Below are 19,892 nucleotides of genomic sequence, written 5' to 3'. Positions count from 1 at the left end.
AAAGAAAATTTAACTGCCGGCTTTCTCTGCCTCCAATTGCTTAACCAGATCTGCCGCTTTCACATAGCCACCCAAATGTTGGCCGCCTTCCGACAAAATTACCGGCGTACCCATGAAGCCCAATGTCTCGGCGTAATCGACATTGTCTTTTACTTTCGAGCTTTTGCAGTTTTTGATGCTGACGTCCATACCCTGTTTGGCGCGGGTCAGGTTTTTTTGCTGATTCTTTGAACAAAATACCGAGTCGGCTTTTTGCCAGGATTTCGATTGCGGGCCAGAGCGTGGACGTAACAGGTATTTCACTTCAATACCCAATTCGGAATAGTCATTGATCTCGGCATGAAAACGACGACACCAGGTGCAGTCGATATCGGTAAAGACTATTATCGTGTGTTTTTTATCCTTGGCCGGGAAAATAATAAAGTTCTCTTCAGGAATATTATTTATCGCATCCACGCGTTTTTTACCGATCTCGATACGGGAATGATTCTGGCCATTCTCCATATTGATCAATTCACCCACGAACAAATGTTTACCGTCTTCGGTCACATAGGCGTAACGCTCTCCTAGGTCAACCGCGTAAATCCCTTTTACCCAGGATTCATTTATCTGATCAACGCTTACACTGGGCAATTTTTCGGCCAATTCGGCGCGTTTGTCGGCAAAACCGGGGTTGGTGCTCAAAAGGGCAAAACTTAACAGTCCTGCGAGGGCTAGGCTTTTATATAATTTCACTTCGAATTCTCTTGGGTTAAATTTTGCTTACAAATCAATATGAAAAGTAACGGTCTTAAGACTAAAGACCATAGTAATGGTTCACTTATTTCAGGCCGAATAATACCAGATTCATCGGGAAACGTCCGACGCTGAAGCCCGGGTGATAACCGGGATTAGCCGCGCGGATGATGCTGGCTGTGTAACTTGCTGAGTCTTTCTTTGGCGATGTGGGTGTAGATCTGGGTGGTCGACAGATCACTATGGCCGAGTAACATTTGCACCACACGCAGATCAGCACCATGATTTAACATATGCGTAGCAAAGGCGTGTCGCAAAGTGTGCGGGGAAAGTTCGCTGCTTATGCATGCTTTTTTGGCATAACGCTTGATCAAATGCCAAAACGATTGACGCGACATGCTGTCACTGCGTTTGGTCGGGAAAACATAATCGGTTTCGCGCCTGCCTTTGATCTCATCTCTGGCAGTAGCAATATAGTTTTCCAGACAATCCTGAGCGACGTCACCCATGGGCACCAGACGTTCTTTATTGCCCTTACCGACAATACGCACAATGCCCTGATTCAAATTGAGCTGGGATAATCGTAACTTGATCAATTCAGTGACACGCAAACCAGTGGCGTAGAGCAATTCAAGCATGGCTTTATCACGCATACCCAGTACATCGGTGAGGTCTGGCGCATTAAGCAAAGCCTCCACATCCGCTTCCGATAAGGAGATAGGTACCCCGCGGCTCAAACGCGGACGCGCGATCTGTTCGGTGGGATCTTTTTGAATTAAGCCTTCACGCAACAGGTATTGATAAAAACGGCGAAAACTCGAGATCTGTCTGGCGGTAGAATGTGGACTGTTCTTTTTGCCCACGCGCTCGGCCAGATATTCCTGAATGTCCGCTCTCTGTAAAAGGGCTAATTTACACTTTTTAGCATGCGCCCAACACAACAGCTGATTCATGTCATTGCGATAAGCTTTCAGTGTGTTTTTGGATAGACCGTACTCCATCCAGATAGCATCCAGAAAACGGTCGATCAGATCAACCTCGTTGGGGTCAATACTATCGACAACAGCATTTGATGTCAGCGTGTTGTGCACTGGATCTTTACTTTTTGCCCTTAATGACTTGAGACTTACTTCGTTCATGAAAGCCAGAGTAGCCATTTTGCCTGATTTAATTCGTGTTGTGCGTCACATTTAAGTTAACATATCAACTTATTCACACTTATTTACATTATTTACAGGCATTCTAAAAGCGACTTTGTGACATGCATCACATTTACAGTGTTTACGCATATTCTGCATTTCTATTTCTCACCATTCCGTTAATAATAGTTTTAAGTGTATTACCCGGACTGGGTTTAAGGCGTCGACTGGCACGACGGGTTGGCCGCATGATCTTTTTTATCATGGGCATCAAACTAAATATCCGCGGTCTGGAAAACCTGCCTGATGAACCCTGTATTGTGATTGCCAATCATGCCAGTTATCTCGATGGCATGATCTTGTTCGCAAGCCTGCCACCTCGTTTTACTTTTGTGATCAAACGCGAGGTCACCTCGGTTCCATTCATGCATTTGTTGTTACGCAGGGTTGGCTCGCACTTTGTGGAACGCACCAATCGAGCGGAAGCGGCTAATCATTTGAAAAAAATGCTTCGTCGGGCACAAAGTGGTGAATCCCTTGCGATTTTTCCGGAAGGCACATTTCGGGTAGAACCGGGTTTACGCAACTTTCAAAAAGGAGCCTTTGCGGTAGCCCACAAAACCAATATGCCTATGATTCCCGTGTTCATCCATGGCGCACGCAAAGCACTGCCGGCGGAAGAATGGAAATTGACCCGTATCCCCTTGTTTATCGAGATTCAGGCGCCTTTGCACTATCCCGGAAAATTTGAAAACGTCAATGTACTCAAACAGCATTTGCAAGAAATTTTTCAGGCCCATGTTGGAAATATTTGAGGGTTCTTGCGTCTATGCATTTATATGATTTATTTAAATGGAATACAAAATATGCATGAATTTTTTAATCCCATATTCGCAGACTGCGCATAAATCGATAACTGGCCTGAAACGCGTGTTTTAAATCCATTCGAAAACCCCGATAAAACACTGGCTTGCAGCTACATACTGCCTGCGCGAATAGCGCTTGCGCAAGCTTCCGTTATAATGCGCGCCAATTGCAGGATATTCGTTTTTTTATGCGGATTGCTTTGCAAGCCTAACAACAGCCTGATGTGGCAGCAATAACAATAAAGCCACACTCAGGGTTCACCGTTCAAGCATTACCCGGAATCATTCGAAAGACCCCGGAAAATATATGGGCTTTTCCGTTGTTTCCTTCATCCGGTGCTGGAACACAAAATTCGATAATAGGAGTTGCTATGGAACTGTTTGATTACGTCAGTAACAAGGGCCATGAACAAGTTGTATTTTTCCATTCCAAAAGTACCGGCCTCAAAGCCATTGTTGCCATTCATGACACAACCCTCGGCCCTGCTCTGGGCGGTTTGCGTATGTGGCCGTATGAGACTGAAGAAGCGGCCTTGAAAGATGTACTCAGACTCTCGCGCGGCATGACTTACAAAGCGGCTGTATCCGGACTCAATCTGGGTGGCGGTAAAGCGGTTATTATCGGGGACCCCGAGAAAGACAAATCCGAAGCTTTTTTCCGTTCCTTTGGTCGCTTTATCAATACACTAGGTGGACGCTACATTACCGCAGAAGACGTCAACACCACAGTTGAAGACATGGAGTATATTTATCAGGAAACCGATAATGTGGTCGGTGTACACCCGGCGCATGGTGGATCCGGGGACCCTTCTCCGTATACCGCGTTTGGAACTTTCCGCAGCATCGAAGCAACTTTGAATAAAAAATACGGCAATACCAATATTGGCGATTACTCATACGCCGTACAGGGTGTTGGCAGTGTTGGTTATCATCTGGTGAAAATGTTGCGTGACAAAGGCGCCAAAGTCTATATCACCGATATTAATGAAAAACGCGTTGACGAGATCGTCCAGGAACTCGGTGCCGAAGCCGTTGGTCTGAATGATATATACGATACCGATGCGAAAGTGTTTGTGCCTTGTGCGCTCGGTGGTGTGATCAATGAAAATACCATAGATCGTTTAAAGTGTGACATTGTTTGTGGCTCGGCCAACAATCAATTGGACACCAGCAAAATGGGGCATGAACTCGAGAGTCGTAATATTCTTTACGCACCGGATTACGCTGTGAATGCCGGTGGCTTGATCAATGTGGCCATTGAATTGCAAGGTTATGACACTGATCGTTCTTACCGTATGGTCAGTAATATTTACAACATTATGGAACGCATTTACAAAATCTCGGAACGCGACAGCATCCCGCCATTTGAAGCTGCCAACCGTCTTGCCGAAGAGCGCATTAAAATGCTGGGTGAAACCAAACTGGTGCATACGCGTAATGCGATAACACGTTTGACCGGTCGCCGACGCACTATTCAAGTCGAAGCTTAATAACAACCGATCTTTATCATGAGTCTGTTCAATACCCACATCAACGAAGACCTCGACTTGTTACGCGAGTCTGTGCGGCGCTTTGCCGAAACCGAGATTGCCCCGCGTGCGGCCGAGATCGATACCAGCAACACCTTCCCGGTCGACTTGTGGAAAAAAATGGGTGATCTGGGTTTGCTGGGCATGACGATTCCTGCCGAGTACGGTGGCAGCGATCTGGGTTATCTCGCACACGTGATCGCAATGGAAGAGATCTCTCGTGCTTCGGCTTCGGTTGGTTTGTCGTATGGCGCACATTCCAACTTGTGTATGAACAATCTGTACCTGAATGGCAATGAAGAGCAGCGGCAAAAATATTTACCCAAGCTTTGCAGTGGCGAATGGGTGGGTGCTTTGGCAATGTCGGAACCCGCAGCGGGTTCGGATGTGATCGGTTCCATGGCCTGCAATGCGAAAAAAAACGCTGACGGCTGGATCGCCAATGGCAATAAAATGTGGATCACCAATGGTCCGGAATGCGATGTTGCGATTGTATACATGCGAACTGCTGATAAATCGCTTGGTTCCAAATCCGTTTCGGCTTTTATTGTGGAAAAAGATTTTGCCGGATTCAGCAAGGCGCAAAAACTCGACAAACTCGGTATGCGTGGTTCCAATACCGGTGAACTGGTGTTTGATAATTGCCAGATACCCAAAGCAAACTTGCTGGGCACCGAGCATGGCGGCACTTATTTATTAATGCGTGGTCTGGATTCCGAACGACTGGTTTTGTCGGGTGGACCAATCGGGATTATGCAAGCCTGTATGGATGTGGTCATGCCCTACATACATGAACGCAAACAGTTCGATCAGGAGATTGGTAAATTTGGACTGATGCAAGCCAAGATCGCTGACATGTACACGGCTCTACAAAGTGCCCGGGCCTTCACTTATCGCACCGCCGAACAATTCGACGCCGGCAAACCGACCCGACAAGACGCGGCTGCGAGTTTATTATATTGCTCGGAAGCGGCGGTAAAAGTGTCACTGGAAGCCATCCAGTGTTTGGGTGGCAATGGCTATATCAATGAGTACCCGTGCGGCCGCTTTTTGCGTGACGCCAAGTTGTATGACATTGGCGCGGGTACCAACGAAGTTCGCCGTATGTTGATCGGACGTGAGTTGTTTAAGGCAAGCAAGCCGTAGGTTAGCAAGCCGTGGGCTTGCAATCCCGTACTTGATACGGGACCCAGACATGTCGGATGGGCAAAGCTTGCGTGCCCATCATGTTAAGAATTTCAATTTGTGATGGGCACACGATGTTTTGCCCATCCTACAAACGAAATAATACTTGGAGTTAAAAAATGAGTAATGACCCAATCGTTATCGTCGCGGCCAAACGCACCCCCATCGGTTCTTTCCAGGGTTCTTTGACTGGCGCCAGTACCACTCACCTCGGAACCACCGCTGCGAAAGCGGCACTGCAACAGGCCGGGCTTGTGGGCGAAGACATCAATGAGGTTATTTACGGTTGTGTGCTGCCTGCGGGTTTAGGGCAAGCACCTGCGCGTCAAGCTTCACTCGGCGCGGGAATTCCCAATAATGTGGGCTGTACAACCATCAATAAAGTCTGTGGTTCGGGCATGAAAGCGGTGATGTTTGCTCACGATCTGATCTCCGCTGGCAGTGCAGATGTGGTCTTGGCAGGTGGTATGGAATCCATGACCAATGCGCCCTACCTGTTGCCGAAAGCGCGTGGCGGTTATCGCATGGGGCATGGCGAGATTCTTGACCATATGTTCTTTGATGGTTTACAAAACCCCTACGACAAGCAAATGATGGGAGTTTTTGGTGAAGCCACTGCAGACGCTTACCAATTTACACGTGAAGATCAAGATGAATTTTCCATTGAATCGGTCAAACGTGCCCAAAGCGCCGTAGCTAAAGGACGCTTTAAAGATGAAATTGCCCCAGTGACTGTTACTGTGCGCCGCAAAGAATCGGTGGTGGATACCGATGAAGAGCCGGGTAAGTGCGATATCGAAAAAATACCGAGCATGCGTCCGGCTTTCCGCAAGGATGGCACGGTTACCGCAGCTTCTTCGTCTTCAATTTCTGACGGCGCCGCGAGTTTAATCCTGATGCGTCAAAGTGATGCCGAAAAGCGTGGTATCAAACCCCTGGTTAAAATTGTCGGACATTCCGCCTTTGCGCACGAACCGGAATGGTTCACGACCGCGCCGGTGTATGCAACCAAGAATTTGATGGAACGTGTTGGCTGGACTAAGGACGACGTGGATCTGTTCGAGATCAACGAAGCCTTTGCGGTGGTGACCATGGCGGCCATGAAAGAACTGGATCTTGATCACGCCAAAGTAAACGTCGAAGGCGGCGCTTGTGCTTTAGGTCATCCGATAGGATGCACCGGTGCCCGTTTGTTGGTGACCTTGATCCACTCATTACGTAATCGCGGATTGAAAAAAGGCATTGCGAGTTTGTGTATTGGTGGTGGCGAGGCGACTGCGGTGGCGATTGAGGTGATTTGAGGTATTTTCGCTTCTCATTTACAAGCTAGAAACAGAATTCAGGATTGGTATTGGAATTTTATTCTAACAACACCAGATCAAAATGATTCTTGCCCTCGACCTCTTTCACCGTCGACTCCATTCCATAATTATTTAACTTGACCGCGAACTGATAAGTCTGGCGTTTGAACTCGGACGTCTCATTCTCGCCATAGTAAAACTTCAAATCACATTTGCGTTTCACGATCTGGTGTAACGGGCTATTACGTTTAGCAGCCTCGGCATCCATTTTTAAAAAATCGTTTTCTTCACAATGTAACAAGGGTTCCAGCTCATATAGCCCACTGTAGCCTGTAACACTTTTTATCACATCATTGGGAATGCCATAATCTTTTTCCCAATCGGTGAATAAGGCCATAAACGCAAGCTGTGCTCCGGCTGAATGCCCCGACAAATGAATCCGGTCTTTATCAAACCCTAAAATATCAGCGTGTTTATACAAAAACCAGATCAACCAACGGGTTTGTTGCACGATCTCGTCTAATGTGACATCCGGTGCCAAGCCATACCCCATCACACCGAACGCCGTGCCTTGATCCAGATAAAACGGTGCATTAAAGGCCGACTCCTGCTTACTCAACATTTGCCAATAACCGCCGTGAATATACACCTGCAATGGCGGGGTAGGTTCCGGGGGCAGGAAAATATCGATGGTTTCGGCTAATGACTCACCATAGGCGTATGTGGTGTACAAATGCTTTGCATAAGCCTGATCACTCTTATCCAGATATTCTTTGAAATACACAGAAATATCCTCAATACACGAACTCGGCGAGTATTCGCGTTGCAATTGTTCAGCCGTGAAATTGTGATAGACGGTAGTGATAGTAAAACCCTTTAGTGCCTAAAGACGTTTATTTGCGTGTGCTATTATAGCGCGATATTTATAGACCCCCTGCATTCACAGGGAACACATTACTCAATCAAGTACGGGATAAAAATGAATTTCAACAACATCAGAGCCATCGTGACCGGTGGCGCTTCAGGCCTCGGTCAGGGTACCGTGAAAAAAATTCTTGCGGCTGGTGGCAAGGTTTGCATCGTCGACATCCAGGATTCCGGGAAGGCACAGGCCGACGCTTACGGCGATAATGCGATATTTGTGAAAACCGATGTTTCTAACGAACAACAGGTCAATGCAGCGGTGGATGCCGCGGTGGATGCCTTTGGCGGAATTGATCTGGCGGTGAATTGTGCCGGCATAATTGGTGCAGCACGGGTGCTTGGGCGTGATGGACCGATGGATGGGAATTTTTTCCATAAGGTCTTGCAAGTAAATCTGCTTGGGACTTTCCTGATGACCAAGGCCGCAGCCAATGCCATGCAAAATAATGAAGCCGGTACGGATGATGAACGTGGTGTGATCGTGAATACTGCCTCAGTAGCCGCCTACGAAGGCCAGATCGGGCAAGCAGCCTACTCGGCCACCAAAGCCGGTGTGGTTGGCATGACGTTACCCATCGCGCGTGAATTGGCGCGTTTTGGTATTCGCGTTATGACCATCGCCCCCGGAATTTTCTGGACACCAATGATGGATGGCATGAAACCCGAAGTACAGGAATCCCTGATCGCCCAGGTCCCATTCCCGAAACGCCTCGGGCAGCCGGATGACTTTGCCGATCTGGTCAAAACCATCACCGAGAACATCATGCTCAACGGTGAGACCATTCGTCTGGATGGGGCGATTCGCATGGGGCCGAAGTAGTAAATTCGGGGATTACTCAACCAATCGAGTCGAATCCCGTGGGTTTTGCATAAATACTAGGCAAACGAACGTTTATTTTGCAAAGCAATAAAGTGCAAAATCCGCTAAAATTGGCAGCCCCAAATTACGTCTAATTCCCGTTATTTGGGGCTTTTTTATTCTATTTTACCGAATACTCCATTTTAACCTCGCGAGACGCCATGAGTGAATCCAACATCACAGCCCTGAATTTTGATCAATTGAGTCACGCACCCGGTGTTGAGGTGGAACGTGATGTCATGGAATACGACGTTTGTGTGGTCGGCGCCGGTCCTGCCGGTCTCGCCTTTGCTATCCGTCTCAAGCAACTCAATCCGGAAAGCATGATCTGTGTGTTGGAAAAAGGCTCGGAGCTGGGCGCACACTCTCTGTCGGGTGCGGTACTTGAAGCTGCAGCGATGGATGAGTTATTGCCTGAATGGCGTAATGCAGATTTGCCGATCAAAGTTGCCGCCACCAAAGACGAGTTTTTCATTCTGAGCAAAACCAAGGCAACTAAATTCATCACGCCACCGCAAATGAACAACCACGGCAATTACATTATCTCCCTGGGTGGTTTGGTTAAATGGCTGGGCGAACAAGCCGAAGCCTTGGAAATAGATGTGTTCCCCGGATTCTCGGCGCAATACGCCCTACTCGACGGCGACAAGGTCATTGGTGTGCGCTGTGGTGACATGGGCCAAAATCACGATGGCACACCGAGCGATGCCTTTGCTCCCGGAGTCGAGATCCATGCAAAATTGACCGTTCTGGCCGAAGGCTGTCGTGGCAGTGTGTCCAAACAACTCATTGATCATTTTGAACTCGACAAGGATTGTTCGCCGCAAACTTATGGTTTGGGCTTAAAAGAACTCTGGAAACTTCCTGAAGGTCGCGTTCAACCCGGTTTGATCCAGCACACAGTTGGTTGGCCGGTGGACAACAAAACCTATGGCGGTAGTTTTTTATACCATCTTGATAATGACCGTATATACATCGGTTATGTCGTTGGACTGGATTATCAAGACCCCAACTTTGCACCCTTTGAAGCTTTCCAGCAATTCAAACATCATCCAAAGATCAAAGCCTTGCTGGAAGGTGGCGAAATTCTGTCCTCAGGTGCGCGCACCATAATTGAAGGCGGTTACCAGTCGCTTCCAACCATGGAAATGCCTGGTGCGGTATTAATTGGTGACGCTGCCGGTACTTTGAACGTACCCAAGATCAAAGGTATCCACATGGCCTTACGTGGTGGAATGCAAGCCGCCAAATTGTTCCATGAAAAACAAAGCATGGACGGATTCACAGCGGCGTTTAAAGCTTCTCCGGCCGGCAAAGAACTGAAAAAAGTTCGAAACATGCGACCAGGGTTCAACAAAGGCTTCTGGTTTGGCATGTTTAACGCCATGCTGGAAACCGCAACCTTTGGTTTACTCCCCTGGACCTTGAAAAACCATTCCGATCACGACAGTTTGAAAAAACTGGAACATAATGCCACACCGGAACGCGATTTTGTCGAACGTGACCTGCCGCCGCGTGACCGCTTGGCCTCGGTCTATTTTGCCGCAACCGAGCACGATGAAAGCCAGCCGCACCACCTGCGTGTTCGTGACACTAATATCTGCGCCACAACTTGTGCAACCGAATACGGCAACCCGTGTACCAAATTCTGCCCGGCGCACGTATATGAAATGGTTGACGACGGGCAAGGTGGAAAAAAATTACACATCAATGCAGCCAACTGCGTACATTGCAAGGCCTGTGACATTAAGGACCCGTATCAAATTATTGACTGGGTACCGCCAGAAGGCGGGTCGGGGCCAAATTACCAGAATTTATAGAACAGGCATCGTCTTTCCTTGAAGCAGGAAACCATTGAGATATTTGAAATGGATCCCTGCCTACGCAGGGAAGACGGATGTTTAAAATCAATCGAAAGCAAGACCTAGGAAAAAATAGATGAAAATACTTGTCGGTGTAAAACGCGTAATTGATTACAACGTACGTGTGCAAATCAAAAAAGACGGCAGTGGTGTTGAAACTGCCGGTGTCAAAATGAGTGTTAACCCGTTTGATGAGATCGCGGTTGAGGAAGCATTACGTATTCGCGAAGGCGGTATCGATTCCGAGATCGTTGCCGTTAGCATCGGTACTAAAGATGCCCAGCAGCAATTGCGTACGGCCTTGGCCATGGGAGCCGACCGTGCCATTCTGGTTGAGGCCGACTCTGAAGTGCAACCTCTGGATGCGGCTAAAATATTTCATAAACTTGCTGAAGAAGAAAACGCCGATCTGGTGCTGTTAGGCAAACAAGCCATTGATGACGACGCAAACCAGACCGGACAAATGCTGGCTGCCTTATGGGGCCGTCCTCAAGCAACCTTTACCTCTGAATTAAATTTTGCCGATGGCAAAGCCAAAGCGCTGCGCGAAGTTGACGCCGGGCTGGAACTGATCGAAGTTGACCTGCCAGCTGTGGTGACCACCGACTTGCGCCTGAATGAACCGCGCTTTGTGAAAATGCCAGACATCATGAAAGCCAAACGAAAACCTTTAGACACCAAAGCCATGGCTGATCTTGGAATTTCGGCCTCGGCAAAACTTGAAACTACGGCCTTCGAACCACCTGCTGGTCGCACTGCCGGTTCCAAAGTCGAAGATGTCCCCGCCTTGATTGCCGCCCTAAAAGACAAAGGAGTTCTGTAATGTCACAAGTACTCGTAATTGCCGAACACTTGAACGGCCAACTGAATAATTCCACAGCCAAAGCCGTTAACTGTGCCGCACAGATTGGTGACGTGCATGTTGCTGTTTTCTCGGACTCGCCAGCCGCCGTGGCCGAACAAGCCGCCCAGATTGATGGCGTGAGCAAAGTATTAAGCGTTGAGAACGTCGCTAACAGCAATGCACTGGCTGCAACTTTGGCTCCCCAGATCGCTGCGCTGTCTGATGGCTATTCGCATTTGTTAATGCCTTCCACCACATTTGGTAAAGATGTACTGCCGCGCGTGGCAGCTTTACTGGACAGACCGCAGATCAGTGACATCATGGAAGTCATTGACGCACAAACTTTCAAACGCCCGATCTACGCTGGTAATGTCATTACCACGGTTAAAGCACCTGAAGGTCTGGTTGTTGGCACTGTGCGTACCGCTTCTTTCAAAGCAGCTGGCACTGGTGGTTCCGCGGCTGTTGATGCGGCAACTGTGTCTGCTGACCTGCCTTCTCACACACGTTTTGTGGAACTGCAAGCCGCGGCTTCCGAACGTCCGGACCTGCAATCGGCCGAGCGTGTAGTTTCAGGCGGTCGTGGTGTTGGCAGTGAAGAAAATTTTAAAGTGATCTATTCTCTGGCCGACAAACTGGGTGCGGCTGCCGGTGCATCGCGTGCGGCGGTAGATGCCGGTTTTTGCCCGAATGACATGCAGGTCGGTCAAACCGGAAAGATCATTGCTCCCGGGCTCTACATTGCCGCCGGTATTTCCGGAGCTATTCAACACATCACCGGGATTAAAGACGCAGGTGTGATCGTTGCGATCAATAAAGACCCAGACGCGCCGATCTTTGAAGTGGCAGATATTGGTCTGGTTGCAGACTTGTTTGAGGCATTACCAGAGATCGAGAAACACCTTTAATTTTATTGTCATTCCATGGCTTGACCACGGGATCCAGCAAAATATTTAGCCCGTCGCATGTAAGTGTTACGGGTTTTTTATTGTCCGCTATAATCTGCTAGAGACCAACTGCCTTTTATTGAATTGCATTAGTTGTAGCCAGCAACAGAATTTCCTTAATCTTCAAAGAAATTAGATTTTATTTAATATTTTTACATTGCCCATCAAATTATGGCGCATACTCTCTCGTACTCTTTTACTGAATAGGTTTTATAATGATGCAAGTCGCGACTGAAATAAAAATGATCGGAATTGATAGCGAACGTCCGCCTATAATGAGTGATAAACCTTATATAGATCTTGTTTTTGAATTGTCTATGCAAACGACAAAGCAATGGAATGAAGATTTTCTTAGATTATTTAAAAACTCAAAAGTTAGTCCAAAAATTGATGAAGCGGACAATTTATTTATTCAAACTTGGACCAGAAATATGGAAGAAATACCGCAGCATGTCGAGTTGCTAAAAGCCAAAATACTGGAGTGCAACCAAATCGCTTTAGATCGCCAAGTTGCGCTGGATTTGTTAGCAAATGCGGGGAGTAAAGTAACTGTTGGCGTAAGTGCTGCTCAAGCTCAGTTAAATGATATTATTGCAGGTCTAAATTTCTAACTAAAGAAAACTAATGGTGTCAGAGTCATACCTCACACCCCTTTTTGTATAATACAGTCCTAAAAATATTAACGAGGAGACAACGTGAGCGGTTTTAATAAAGTCGTCGATAATTACGACGATGCGCTTAAAGGTTTTGAATCTAACATGACCGTGATGGTCGGTGGGTTTGGATTATGCGGCATACCCGAAGGTTTGATCGCCAAAGTTCGTGATCTGGATGTGAATGGTTTAACCTGCATTTCCAACAACGCAGGAGTTGACGGTTTTGGACTCGGTCAATGGCTCGAGAAACGTCAGATCAAAACCATGATCGGTTCTTATGTCGGTGAGAATGCCTTATTTGAGCAACTTTTTTTATCCGGCGAAATGGAAGTCATACTCACCCCGCAAGGAAATCTGGCTGAGAAAATTCGTGCCGGCGGCGCCGGTATTCCGGCCTTTTTTACCGCGACCGGTTATGGCACCAAAGTAGCCGAAGGCAAAGAAACCCGTGAGATCAATGGTCGGCATTATGTATTGGAAGATGCATTCACCGCAGATTTCTCGCTAATCAAAGCTTGGAAAGCCGATACTTTTGGTAATTTGATCTTTCGTAAAACCGCCGCCAACTTTAACCCGATGATGGCCACTGCGGGAAAGATCACGGTGGCCGAAGTGGAAGAAATTGTCGAACCGGGTGAGCTTGACCCAAACTTTATCCACACACCGGGCATTTATGTGAACCGTGTTATCAAGGGCAACTTTGAAAAACGCATCGAACAACGCACAATCACCAGTTAAGCGGGCAAGAGAAATTTTGTAAAATTTCTCGCAGTCCCGGCGAAAGCCGGGAACCAGAATTTAAAATGAGATAAAACTATGGCTTTAAATAGAGACCAGATCGCCAAACGTGTCGCTCAGGAAATCAAAGATGGTTATTACGTGAACCTGGGTATTGGTATTCCAACTTTAGTGGCAAACCATATCCCGGACGGCATGGATGTGATGCTGCAGTCTGAAAACGGTTTACTCGGCATGGGCCCCTTCCCGATTGAAGCGGAAGTTGACGCTGATTTGATCAATGCAGGCAAACAAACTGTAACGGTGAAAGACGGTGGTGTATTTTTCAACTCGGCCGACAGCTTTGCCATGATCCGCGGTGGTCATGTGGATCTTACTGTACTCGGCGCTTTTGAAGTAGACCAACAGGGTTCCATCGCCTCCTGGATGATACCCGGCAAACTGGTTAAAGGCATGGGTGGCGCCATGGATCTGGTCGCCGGTGCACAAAACATTGTGGTCACCATGACCCACGCCAACAAACACGGAGTGTCCAAATTACTGGAAGAATGCAGCCTGCCTCTAACAGGAATAAACTGCATCAAAAAAGTGGTTACCGATCTCGCCGTTATGGAAATCCGGGATGGGGCTTTTCATCTTAAAGAACGTGCACCGGGTGTAAGTGTGGAAGAAATTCGTGAAAAAACATCCGGGAAATTGGTGGTCGCCGGTGAGATTCCGGAGATACAGATTTAATTAATGACCACTTTATTAACATCGTCATCCCGCGGATTTACCGCGGGATCTTTATTTCAGATACCGCGATCTAGTAGCGGTATGACGAACAAGTAATTATGAACCTTCTCTCCGCCTACCGATCCGCACTCAGGGAATTCGATTACCAGGAAGATCAGCTGCAGATTGAAATAATCGAAAGGCTGCAAAAGCTTGCGGATAAGATCATATTTCCAATCAGGAAAAATGAATCCATTTGGGGTAATGAAGGTTTTTTATATTCCGTATTAAAACGTTGGAACAAGAAACAGCTCAAACCTGTTAAAGGCTTATATCTATGGGGCAAAGTCGGACGTGGTAAAACTTTTTTAATGGATCTGTTTTACGATCACCTGGATACGCCACGCAAAAAACGCCAACACTTTCACCGTTTTATGCACGATGTACACGAGCGCTTGAATTCTTTGGATAATGAATCAGACACTCTGACAATCATTGCGAATGATCTGGCAAAGGACATCGACATCATTTGTTTTGACGAGTTTTTTGTGTCGGATATCGCGGATGCCATGATCCTGGGTACTTTATTCACCGAACTATTCAATCGCGGAGTCACTTTGGTTGCGACGTCTAATTGCGCCCCTGATGATCTGTATTATGGCGGCTTACAGCGGGCACGATTTTTACCTGCCATACAAGCAATTAAACAACATACCGAGCTTGTTTGTCTGGATGGGAAAGTGGACTATCGTTTACGGGTTTTGGAACAAGCCGAAATCTATCATTCTCCACTGGATGCAAAGGCCGAGGAAAATTTAGTTGAGTATTTTCATCAGATCGCTCCCAACAAGCCCCTTGGTGAAGTCATTTTGGATGTAAACCATCGCAAGATCAAAGCCCGCAACAAGGCAGATGGTATCGCGTGGTTTGATTTTTCAGAAATTTGTGAAACTGAACGTAGTCAGGATGATTACATTGAACTCTCGCGTGAGTTTCATACTGTCCTGATATCCAATGTGTCACAAATGGATGAATTCAATGAAAATGCCGCACGACGTTTTATTGCTTTAGTGGATGAATTCTACGATCGTCAGGTTAAGTTAATCATTTCGGCAGAAGTGCCATTATTCGAGCTATATCAAGGCAAACGCCTGACTTTTGAATTCCAAAGAACCGAAAGTCGTTTACAAGAAATGCAGTCACATGATTATCTGGCCAAGCAACATTTGGCGTGAGCGAACTTATACTAAACCTATACGATTAGTCTTGCTGTTTTGAATTTGCGATATTAATTAACCCGGCCGCAATCAATATCAAGGCGCACCAATTCAATATCGCATTGAGCCAATATGAGATCAGCGCATATTGAGCCAAAACTTCAGCACTCTTCATAGACAATACGTAAAAAATAATAAAATCCAGGGTAACAATGGCAAGCAGAACTGCCCCAATGGCCAATAGAATACCACCTGTATTTCTGTAGCGTTTTCGAACCTTTATCGCACCTATAAACAACAATATTGCTGGTAAAAAAGCCGCAATCACCACGCTTACAAGCGTAGTTATCTGTACAGCTATTGACTGTGAATTTAATAATTTTGTCAGCAGGTCTTGCATTACTCCGTTACTTGATCCAGTGCGTGATCAACTCTCACAATAAGCTTTCACTGCTTGCATATCACTTTCAATGGCCTTTTTCACCATGCCTTTGATCAAGGGATTGAAAATTTTCGCCATAAATTTATAGGCTCGCGCTTCCATCACCAGTTTCATCCGGGTTTGTCCATTTTCCTCGCTGAAAGTGAACAAAGAATCCCAGATGGTTCCACCTTCGTCAGCAATAAACCTCACCATCTCGTTCTCGACATATTCGGTAATTTCCAGTTCGGTTGTGGATTCACGCCCGTTCATTAAGCGAGTCTCGCGGAATTTGGCACCAACTCCGGTTGTTTGCTCGCTGAGATATTCGACTTTGGTGATATGTGGAACCACATTGACATTCTTGCTGCCGTCAGCGATCAAAGGAAAGACCTTTGCGATTGGCGCATCGATCATTGTTGTTACTGTCGTTTGTGTCATGACTTACCCCCCCCGAAACAATCACTGGATCAAGTCAATGTACTCCCGGAAACTAGAGTTGTCCAGAATTCCCGTGACTAGTCAACGGCATCTGGCTGATTTTCAGGTCTGGCCTTGTCAAAGGCTTCGAGCTCGAGACAGTTTTTATTCACTTTTAAAATATTGGGATAGGCGCTTAAATCGATATTAAAGCGTTGCGCGTTATAGATCTGCGGGATCAGGCAGGTATCTGCCAAACCTGGTGAATCACCGAAAGAAAATCGATCTGCATTATTCAGTTGTGCTTCATACGCATCAAAACCTTGAATAATCCAGTGCGCATACCATTGCGATTTTTTCTGGTCTGTAATTTGTAGGTCATTTTTCAAATACTGCAACACCCGAAGATTATCCAGTGGTTGAATATCGGTTGCGATCAACAAAGCCAGGGATCTGACTTTGGCACGCTCATGAGCATGTTGAGGCAGTAAACGGTGCGTGTTTGGGTAAGCCTCGTCCAGATACTCCATGATGGCCAAAGATTGGGTTATCACCCTGTTCTTATCTTCCAAACTCGGCACCAGACCTTGCGGATTGATGGCTTTATAGCCTGGTGATCTTTGCTGCCCGCCACCTTTCACCAGATGCACCGGCTCCGCTTGGTACTCTAGCCCCTTGAGATTAAGCGCTATACGCACGCGGTAAGCGGAAGAACTGCGCCAATATGTATAAAGTTTCATTAAAGTGACAAGCTTAAACGTCGATAACGGGTTTGTATTCAACCACAGTCTGCTCGATCGACCCACAAATGGAGTTTCCCTGTTTATCCCACATGTCGATCTTTACCCGGTCGCCAAATTTCATAAAAGACGTGCTCGGTTTGCCATTGGCAATAATCTCGAGCATACGAATTTCGGCCAGACACGATGCACCCTTGCCCGTATCGTCATTCGCGATTGTCCCGGAACCAACTATAGTTCCGGCCATCAAAGGTCTGGTTTTTGCTGCATGGGCTATGAGTTCCGACAGATCAAATTGCATGTTATCGCCGGCTTCCGGCTCGCCGAACCATTCACCATTCAGCCAGGAGCGTACCGGTAAATTAATTTCATAACCTTCCCAGGCATCACCCAGTTCATCAGGGGTGACAAACACTGGAGAAAACGCTGAAGGTGGTTTGGACTGTAAAAATCCGAATCCTTTTTTCAATTCCCCCGGAATCAAACCACGTAAGCTCACATCATTGATCAAGCCAAGCAGCAAGATCTTTTTACCCGCTTGTTGCGGTGTGGCCGCCATGTGTATATCACCAGTAATGGCAACGATCTCGGCTTCAAAATCAATTCCGTAGTCTTCGCTTACGACCGGAATGTCATCACGCGGCCCTAAAAAATGCGCCGAGGTTCCTTGATACATCAACGGGTCCACGTAAAAGGTATCCGGCACTTCTGCGCCACGCGCCTTGCGCACCCTTTCCACATGCGGCAGATAGGCACTGCCATCCACAAATTCAAAAGCGCGTGGCAAAGGTGAGGCCAAAGAGGTGAAATCCAGCTCAAACGCATCCTCGATCTGTCCGGCATTTAATTGTTGATAAACGCTTTCCAGTTTGGGCGAAACCAGATCCCAATGCTCCAGAGCGTGTTGCAGGGTCTTGGATATCTCGCCAACCACTGCCGCTTTACTTAAATCTTTACTCACGACGATCAATGTACCGTCGCGTCCGCCTTCTTTTAATGATCCTAATTTCATGGTGTTTTCTCACATGGATTCCTGTCTTGGCAGGAGTAATAATTACATTGGCTTTAAAATTCTTTAGTTATAGCTGGTGTACCCAGGCACCGATCTCGGGTGCTTTTTTGGTTTTACTCCACTCTTCCAGCATCTGATCTGAGATATCGCGTAATTTCTGATACTGCTCGGGTGTACCGGAATTATAAGTAATTTCCAGACGATGGCCGTTGGGATCAAAAAAGTAAATAGACTGGAACAAAGTGTGATCGGTGGGACCCACCACTTTAATTCCGGCTTGTTGCACTTTTTGTTTAATGTTCAGCATGGCTTTTTCATCATCCACTTCAAAGGCGATATGCTGAACCCAGTCCGGGGTGTTCCCGTCGCGCCCCATTTCCGGTTGTTCGGGCAACTCAAAAAATGCCAAAACATTCCCCATGCCGGCATCCAGAAACACATGCATATACGGGTCATACTCGCCGGTCGATGGAACATGATTCTCGGCAAATGCCAATTGATAATCCATATCAAGGAATTCTTTGTAAAACTCTACCGTTTGCTTGGCATCCTTACAACGATAGGCCACGTGATGGATTCGTTTGATAATACTCATGTTTACAAAACCCCTCTGCGAAGTTGATCGCGCTCGATTGACTCAAACAAGGCCTGGAAATTCCCTTCACCAAAACCATTATTACCTTTACGTTGAATTACTTCAAAAAAGATCGGACCGATCTCGGTGTTGGTAAAAATTTGCAGCAACTTTTTCGATTGATCATTGACGTCGGCATCCATCAGAATACGGTTTTTCTGCATTCTGGGAATATCTTCGGCATGATCGGGAATCCGTTCCGTAACAACTTCATAATAGGTGTCAGGCGTGTCCATAAAGGTCACACCGGCCGCACGCATGTCTTCAATGCTTTGGTAAATATCATCGGTGAACAAGGCAATATGCTGTACGCCCTCACCATTGTATTCTTCAATGTATTCATTGATCTGGCTTTTGGGATCCGAGGATTCGTTGATCGGGATACTGATCTTGCCACTGGGTGCGGTCATTGCATGTGAGCGCAATCCGGTTTGTGCACCTTTGATGTCAAAATATTTTACCTGGTAGAAATTGAACAAACGTTCGTAGTATTTCGCCCAGTCATCCATATTGCCATTGATCACATTGTGGGTCAGGTGATCAACAAAGGTCAATCCAAAACCTGCCGGATTTTGATCAACCCCCGGAACTGGCACAAAAGCAGCGTCGAGTAAATTGCCTTGCTGGCGATCGGTCAAATATAAAATTGATCCGCCAATGCCTTCGATCATGGGTACATCCAGAGGTGTCGCTGCCAGTTCTTTTAATTCTGTCGCGCCCCGCTCGTTTACGTAATCAATGGCTTCATGTCGATCATTTATGCGCAAGGAGAACCCTGTGCAACACGGACCGTGGATTTTGGCAAACTTGGCGGCAAAGGATTCTGCTTCTTCATTAACCAGAAAATCAATATCGCCCTGACGATAACGCGTGATGTTCAAGGTTTTGTGTTTGGCGATCGCTGTGAACCCCATAAGCGTGAACAGGTCGTGCAGTACTTTGGCCTCGGGGGCGGCAAATTCAACAAATTCAAATCCGTCTACGCCTAATGGATCAGGATGCTTTTCCAATGAATTGGCTGTTGTGGATGTCTTTTGCATATTTAGCGATGACATGATTAAATCCTCTGGGTAAGTTCACATCCCTGTAGTCGATCTGGCACATTCAAGAAATGCTGCAACCGCGATGTGTTTATGATTAAATTTATAC

The 19,892-nt window shown here is 46.8% G+C and carries 21 protein-coding genes; 12 read left to right on the top strand and 9 right to left on the bottom strand.

Going from position 1 to position 19,892, the window contains the following annotated elements:
* Nucleotides 1–9 precede the first annotated feature (9 nt).
* Together HKN88_01295 and xerD are read right to left on the bottom strand one after the other, a co-directional pair.
* Nucleotides 10–735 (bottom strand): DsbC family protein, encoded by a 726-nt coding sequence (locus HKN88_01295; protein NNC96684.1) that lies wholly within the window; start codon nucleotides 733–735, stop codon nucleotides 10–12.
* Nucleotides 736–890: 155 nt separating this feature from the next.
* Entirely contained in the window at nucleotides 891–1,874 is a 984-nt protein-coding gene (xerD, locus tag HKN88_01290; protein NNC96683.1) for a site-specific tyrosine recombinase XerD, read from the bottom strand.
* A gap of 122 nt (nucleotides 1,875–1,996) precedes the next feature.
* Here xerD and HKN88_01285 point away from each other — a divergent pair, with 122 nt between their 5' ends.
* The 4 genes from HKN88_01285 to HKN88_01270 all read left to right on the top strand — a co-directional run bounded on the left by HKN88_01285 (nucleotide 1,997) and on the right by HKN88_01270 (nucleotide 6,755).
* On the top strand, nucleotides 1,997–2,689 hold the full coding sequence (locus HKN88_01285) for a 1-acyl-sn-glycerol-3-phosphate acyltransferase (protein ID NNC96682.1): 693 nt from the start codon (nucleotides 1,997–1,999) through the stop codon (nucleotides 2,687–2,689).
* A 422-nt stretch (nucleotides 2,690–3,111) separates the two neighbouring features.
* Entirely contained in the window at nucleotides 3,112–4,230 is a 1,119-nt protein-coding gene (locus HKN88_01280; GenBank protein NNC96681.1) for a Glu/Leu/Phe/Val dehydrogenase, read from the top strand.
* Between the two features lie 18 nt (nucleotides 4,231–4,248).
* Nucleotides 4,249–5,415 carry an isovaleryl-CoA dehydrogenase gene (locus tag HKN88_01275; GenBank protein ID NNC96680.1) on the top strand — a complete coding sequence of 389 codons (1,167 nt, stop codon included), beginning with the start codon at nucleotides 4,249–4,251 and terminating at the stop codon, nucleotides 5,413–5,415.
* A 158-nt stretch (nucleotides 5,416–5,573) separates the two neighbouring features.
* A complete protein-coding gene (locus HKN88_01270; GenBank protein ID NNC96679.1) occupies nucleotides 5,574–6,755 on the top strand; it encodes an acetyl-CoA C-acyltransferase in 1,182 nt (393 codons plus the stop codon).
* Nucleotides 6,756–6,813: 58 nt separating this feature from the next.
* Here the strand turns inward: HKN88_01270 and HKN88_01265 are convergent, their stop codons facing one another.
* Entirely contained in the window at nucleotides 6,814–7,584 is a 771-nt protein-coding gene (locus tag HKN88_01265; GenBank protein ID NNC96678.1) for an alpha/beta hydrolase, read from the bottom strand.
* 150 nt (nucleotides 7,585–7,734) lie between these two features.
* Between HKN88_01265 and HKN88_01260 the strand changes: the two genes are divergently transcribed.
* From HKN88_01260 to HKN88_01225, 8 genes are all read left to right on the top strand, one after another.
* Complete coding sequence (locus tag HKN88_01260) at nucleotides 7,735–8,499, top strand: SDR family NAD(P)-dependent oxidoreductase (GenBank protein ID NNC96677.1); 765 nt, start codon at nucleotides 7,735–7,737, stop codon at nucleotides 8,497–8,499.
* Between the two features lie 200 nt (nucleotides 8,500–8,699).
* Nucleotides 8,700–10,358, top strand: coding sequence for an electron transfer flavoprotein-ubiquinone oxidoreductase (locus HKN88_01255; GenBank protein NNC96676.1), 1,659 nt, complete (start codon nucleotides 8,700–8,702; stop codon nucleotides 10,356–10,358).
* A 118-nt stretch (nucleotides 10,359–10,476) separates the two neighbouring features.
* Complete coding sequence (locus tag HKN88_01250; protein ID NNC96675.1) at nucleotides 10,477–11,223, top strand: electron transfer flavoprotein subunit beta/FixA family protein; 747 nt, start codon at nucleotides 10,477–10,479, stop codon at nucleotides 11,221–11,223.
* Complete coding sequence (locus HKN88_01245) at nucleotides 11,223–12,152, top strand: electron transfer flavoprotein subunit alpha/FixB family protein (protein ID NNC96674.1); 930 nt, start codon at nucleotides 11,223–11,225, stop codon at nucleotides 12,150–12,152. The genes HKN88_01250 and HKN88_01245 overlap by 1 nt, the downstream gene beginning before the upstream one ends.
* 254 nt (nucleotides 12,153–12,406) lie before the next feature.
* Nucleotides 12,407–12,802, top strand: a complete 396-nt coding sequence (locus HKN88_01240; GenBank protein NNC96673.1) for a hypothetical protein — start codon at nucleotides 12,407–12,409, stop codon at nucleotides 12,800–12,802.
* An 84-nt stretch (nucleotides 12,803–12,886) separates the two neighbouring features.
* Nucleotides 12,887–13,585, top strand: a complete 699-nt coding sequence (locus HKN88_01235; protein NNC96672.1) for a CoA transferase subunit A — start codon at nucleotides 12,887–12,889, stop codon at nucleotides 13,583–13,585.
* A 78-nt stretch (nucleotides 13,586–13,663) separates the two neighbouring features.
* Nucleotides 13,664–14,320, top strand: a complete 657-nt coding sequence (locus tag HKN88_01230; protein NNC96671.1) for a CoA transferase subunit B — start codon at nucleotides 13,664–13,666, stop codon at nucleotides 14,318–14,320.
* 98 nt (nucleotides 14,321–14,418) lie between these two features.
* Nucleotides 14,419–15,534 (top strand): cell division protein ZapE, encoded by a 1,116-nt coding sequence (locus tag HKN88_01225; GenBank protein ID NNC96670.1) that lies wholly within the window; start codon nucleotides 14,419–14,421, stop codon nucleotides 15,532–15,534.
* Between the two features lie 25 nt (nucleotides 15,535–15,559).
* Here HKN88_01225 and HKN88_01220 read toward each other — a convergent pair whose 3' ends face one another.
* The 6 genes from HKN88_01220 to hppD all read right to left on the bottom strand — a co-directional run bounded on the left by HKN88_01220 (nucleotide 15,560) and on the right by hppD (nucleotide 19,798).
* Nucleotides 15,560–15,916 carry a hypothetical protein gene (locus HKN88_01220; GenBank protein ID NNC96669.1) on the bottom strand — a complete coding sequence of 119 codons (357 nt, stop codon included), beginning with the start codon at nucleotides 15,914–15,916 and terminating at the stop codon, nucleotides 15,560–15,562.
* 27 nt (nucleotides 15,917–15,943) lie between these two features.
* Complete coding sequence (locus tag HKN88_01215; GenBank protein NNC96668.1) at nucleotides 15,944–16,378, bottom strand: SRPBCC family protein; 435 nt, start codon at nucleotides 16,376–16,378, stop codon at nucleotides 15,944–15,946.
* 77 nt (nucleotides 16,379–16,455) lie between these two features.
* The gene (gene maiA, locus HKN88_01210) at nucleotides 16,456–17,097 is read right to left on the bottom strand and encodes a maleylacetoacetate isomerase (GenBank protein NNC96667.1); all 642 of its coding nucleotides are present in this window, start codon (nucleotides 17,095–17,097) and stop codon (nucleotides 16,456–16,458) included.
* 13 nt (nucleotides 17,098–17,110) lie between these two features.
* The gene (locus HKN88_01205) at nucleotides 17,111–18,109 is read right to left on the bottom strand and encodes an FAA hydrolase family protein (GenBank protein NNC96666.1); all 999 of its coding nucleotides are present in this window, start codon (nucleotides 18,107–18,109) and stop codon (nucleotides 17,111–17,113) included.
* 67 nt (nucleotides 18,110–18,176) lie between these two features.
* Nucleotides 18,177–18,704, bottom strand: coding sequence for a VOC family protein (locus tag HKN88_01200; GenBank protein NNC96665.1), 528 nt, complete (start codon nucleotides 18,702–18,704; stop codon nucleotides 18,177–18,179).
* 2 nt (nucleotides 18,705–18,706) lie between these two features.
* Nucleotides 18,707–19,798, bottom strand: a complete 1,092-nt coding sequence (gene hppD, locus HKN88_01195; GenBank protein ID NNC96664.1) for a 4-hydroxyphenylpyruvate dioxygenase — start codon at nucleotides 19,796–19,798, stop codon at nucleotides 18,707–18,709.
* Between the last annotated feature and the right edge of the window lie 94 nt (nucleotides 19,799–19,892).

This window comes from Gammaproteobacteria bacterium (assembly GCA_013001575.1).
In the GTDB taxonomy this organism is placed as follows: Bacteria; Pseudomonadota; Gammaproteobacteria; order Steroidobacterales; family JABDMI01; genus JABDMI01.
This window is presented reverse-complemented; position numbering and strand designations above follow the sequence as displayed.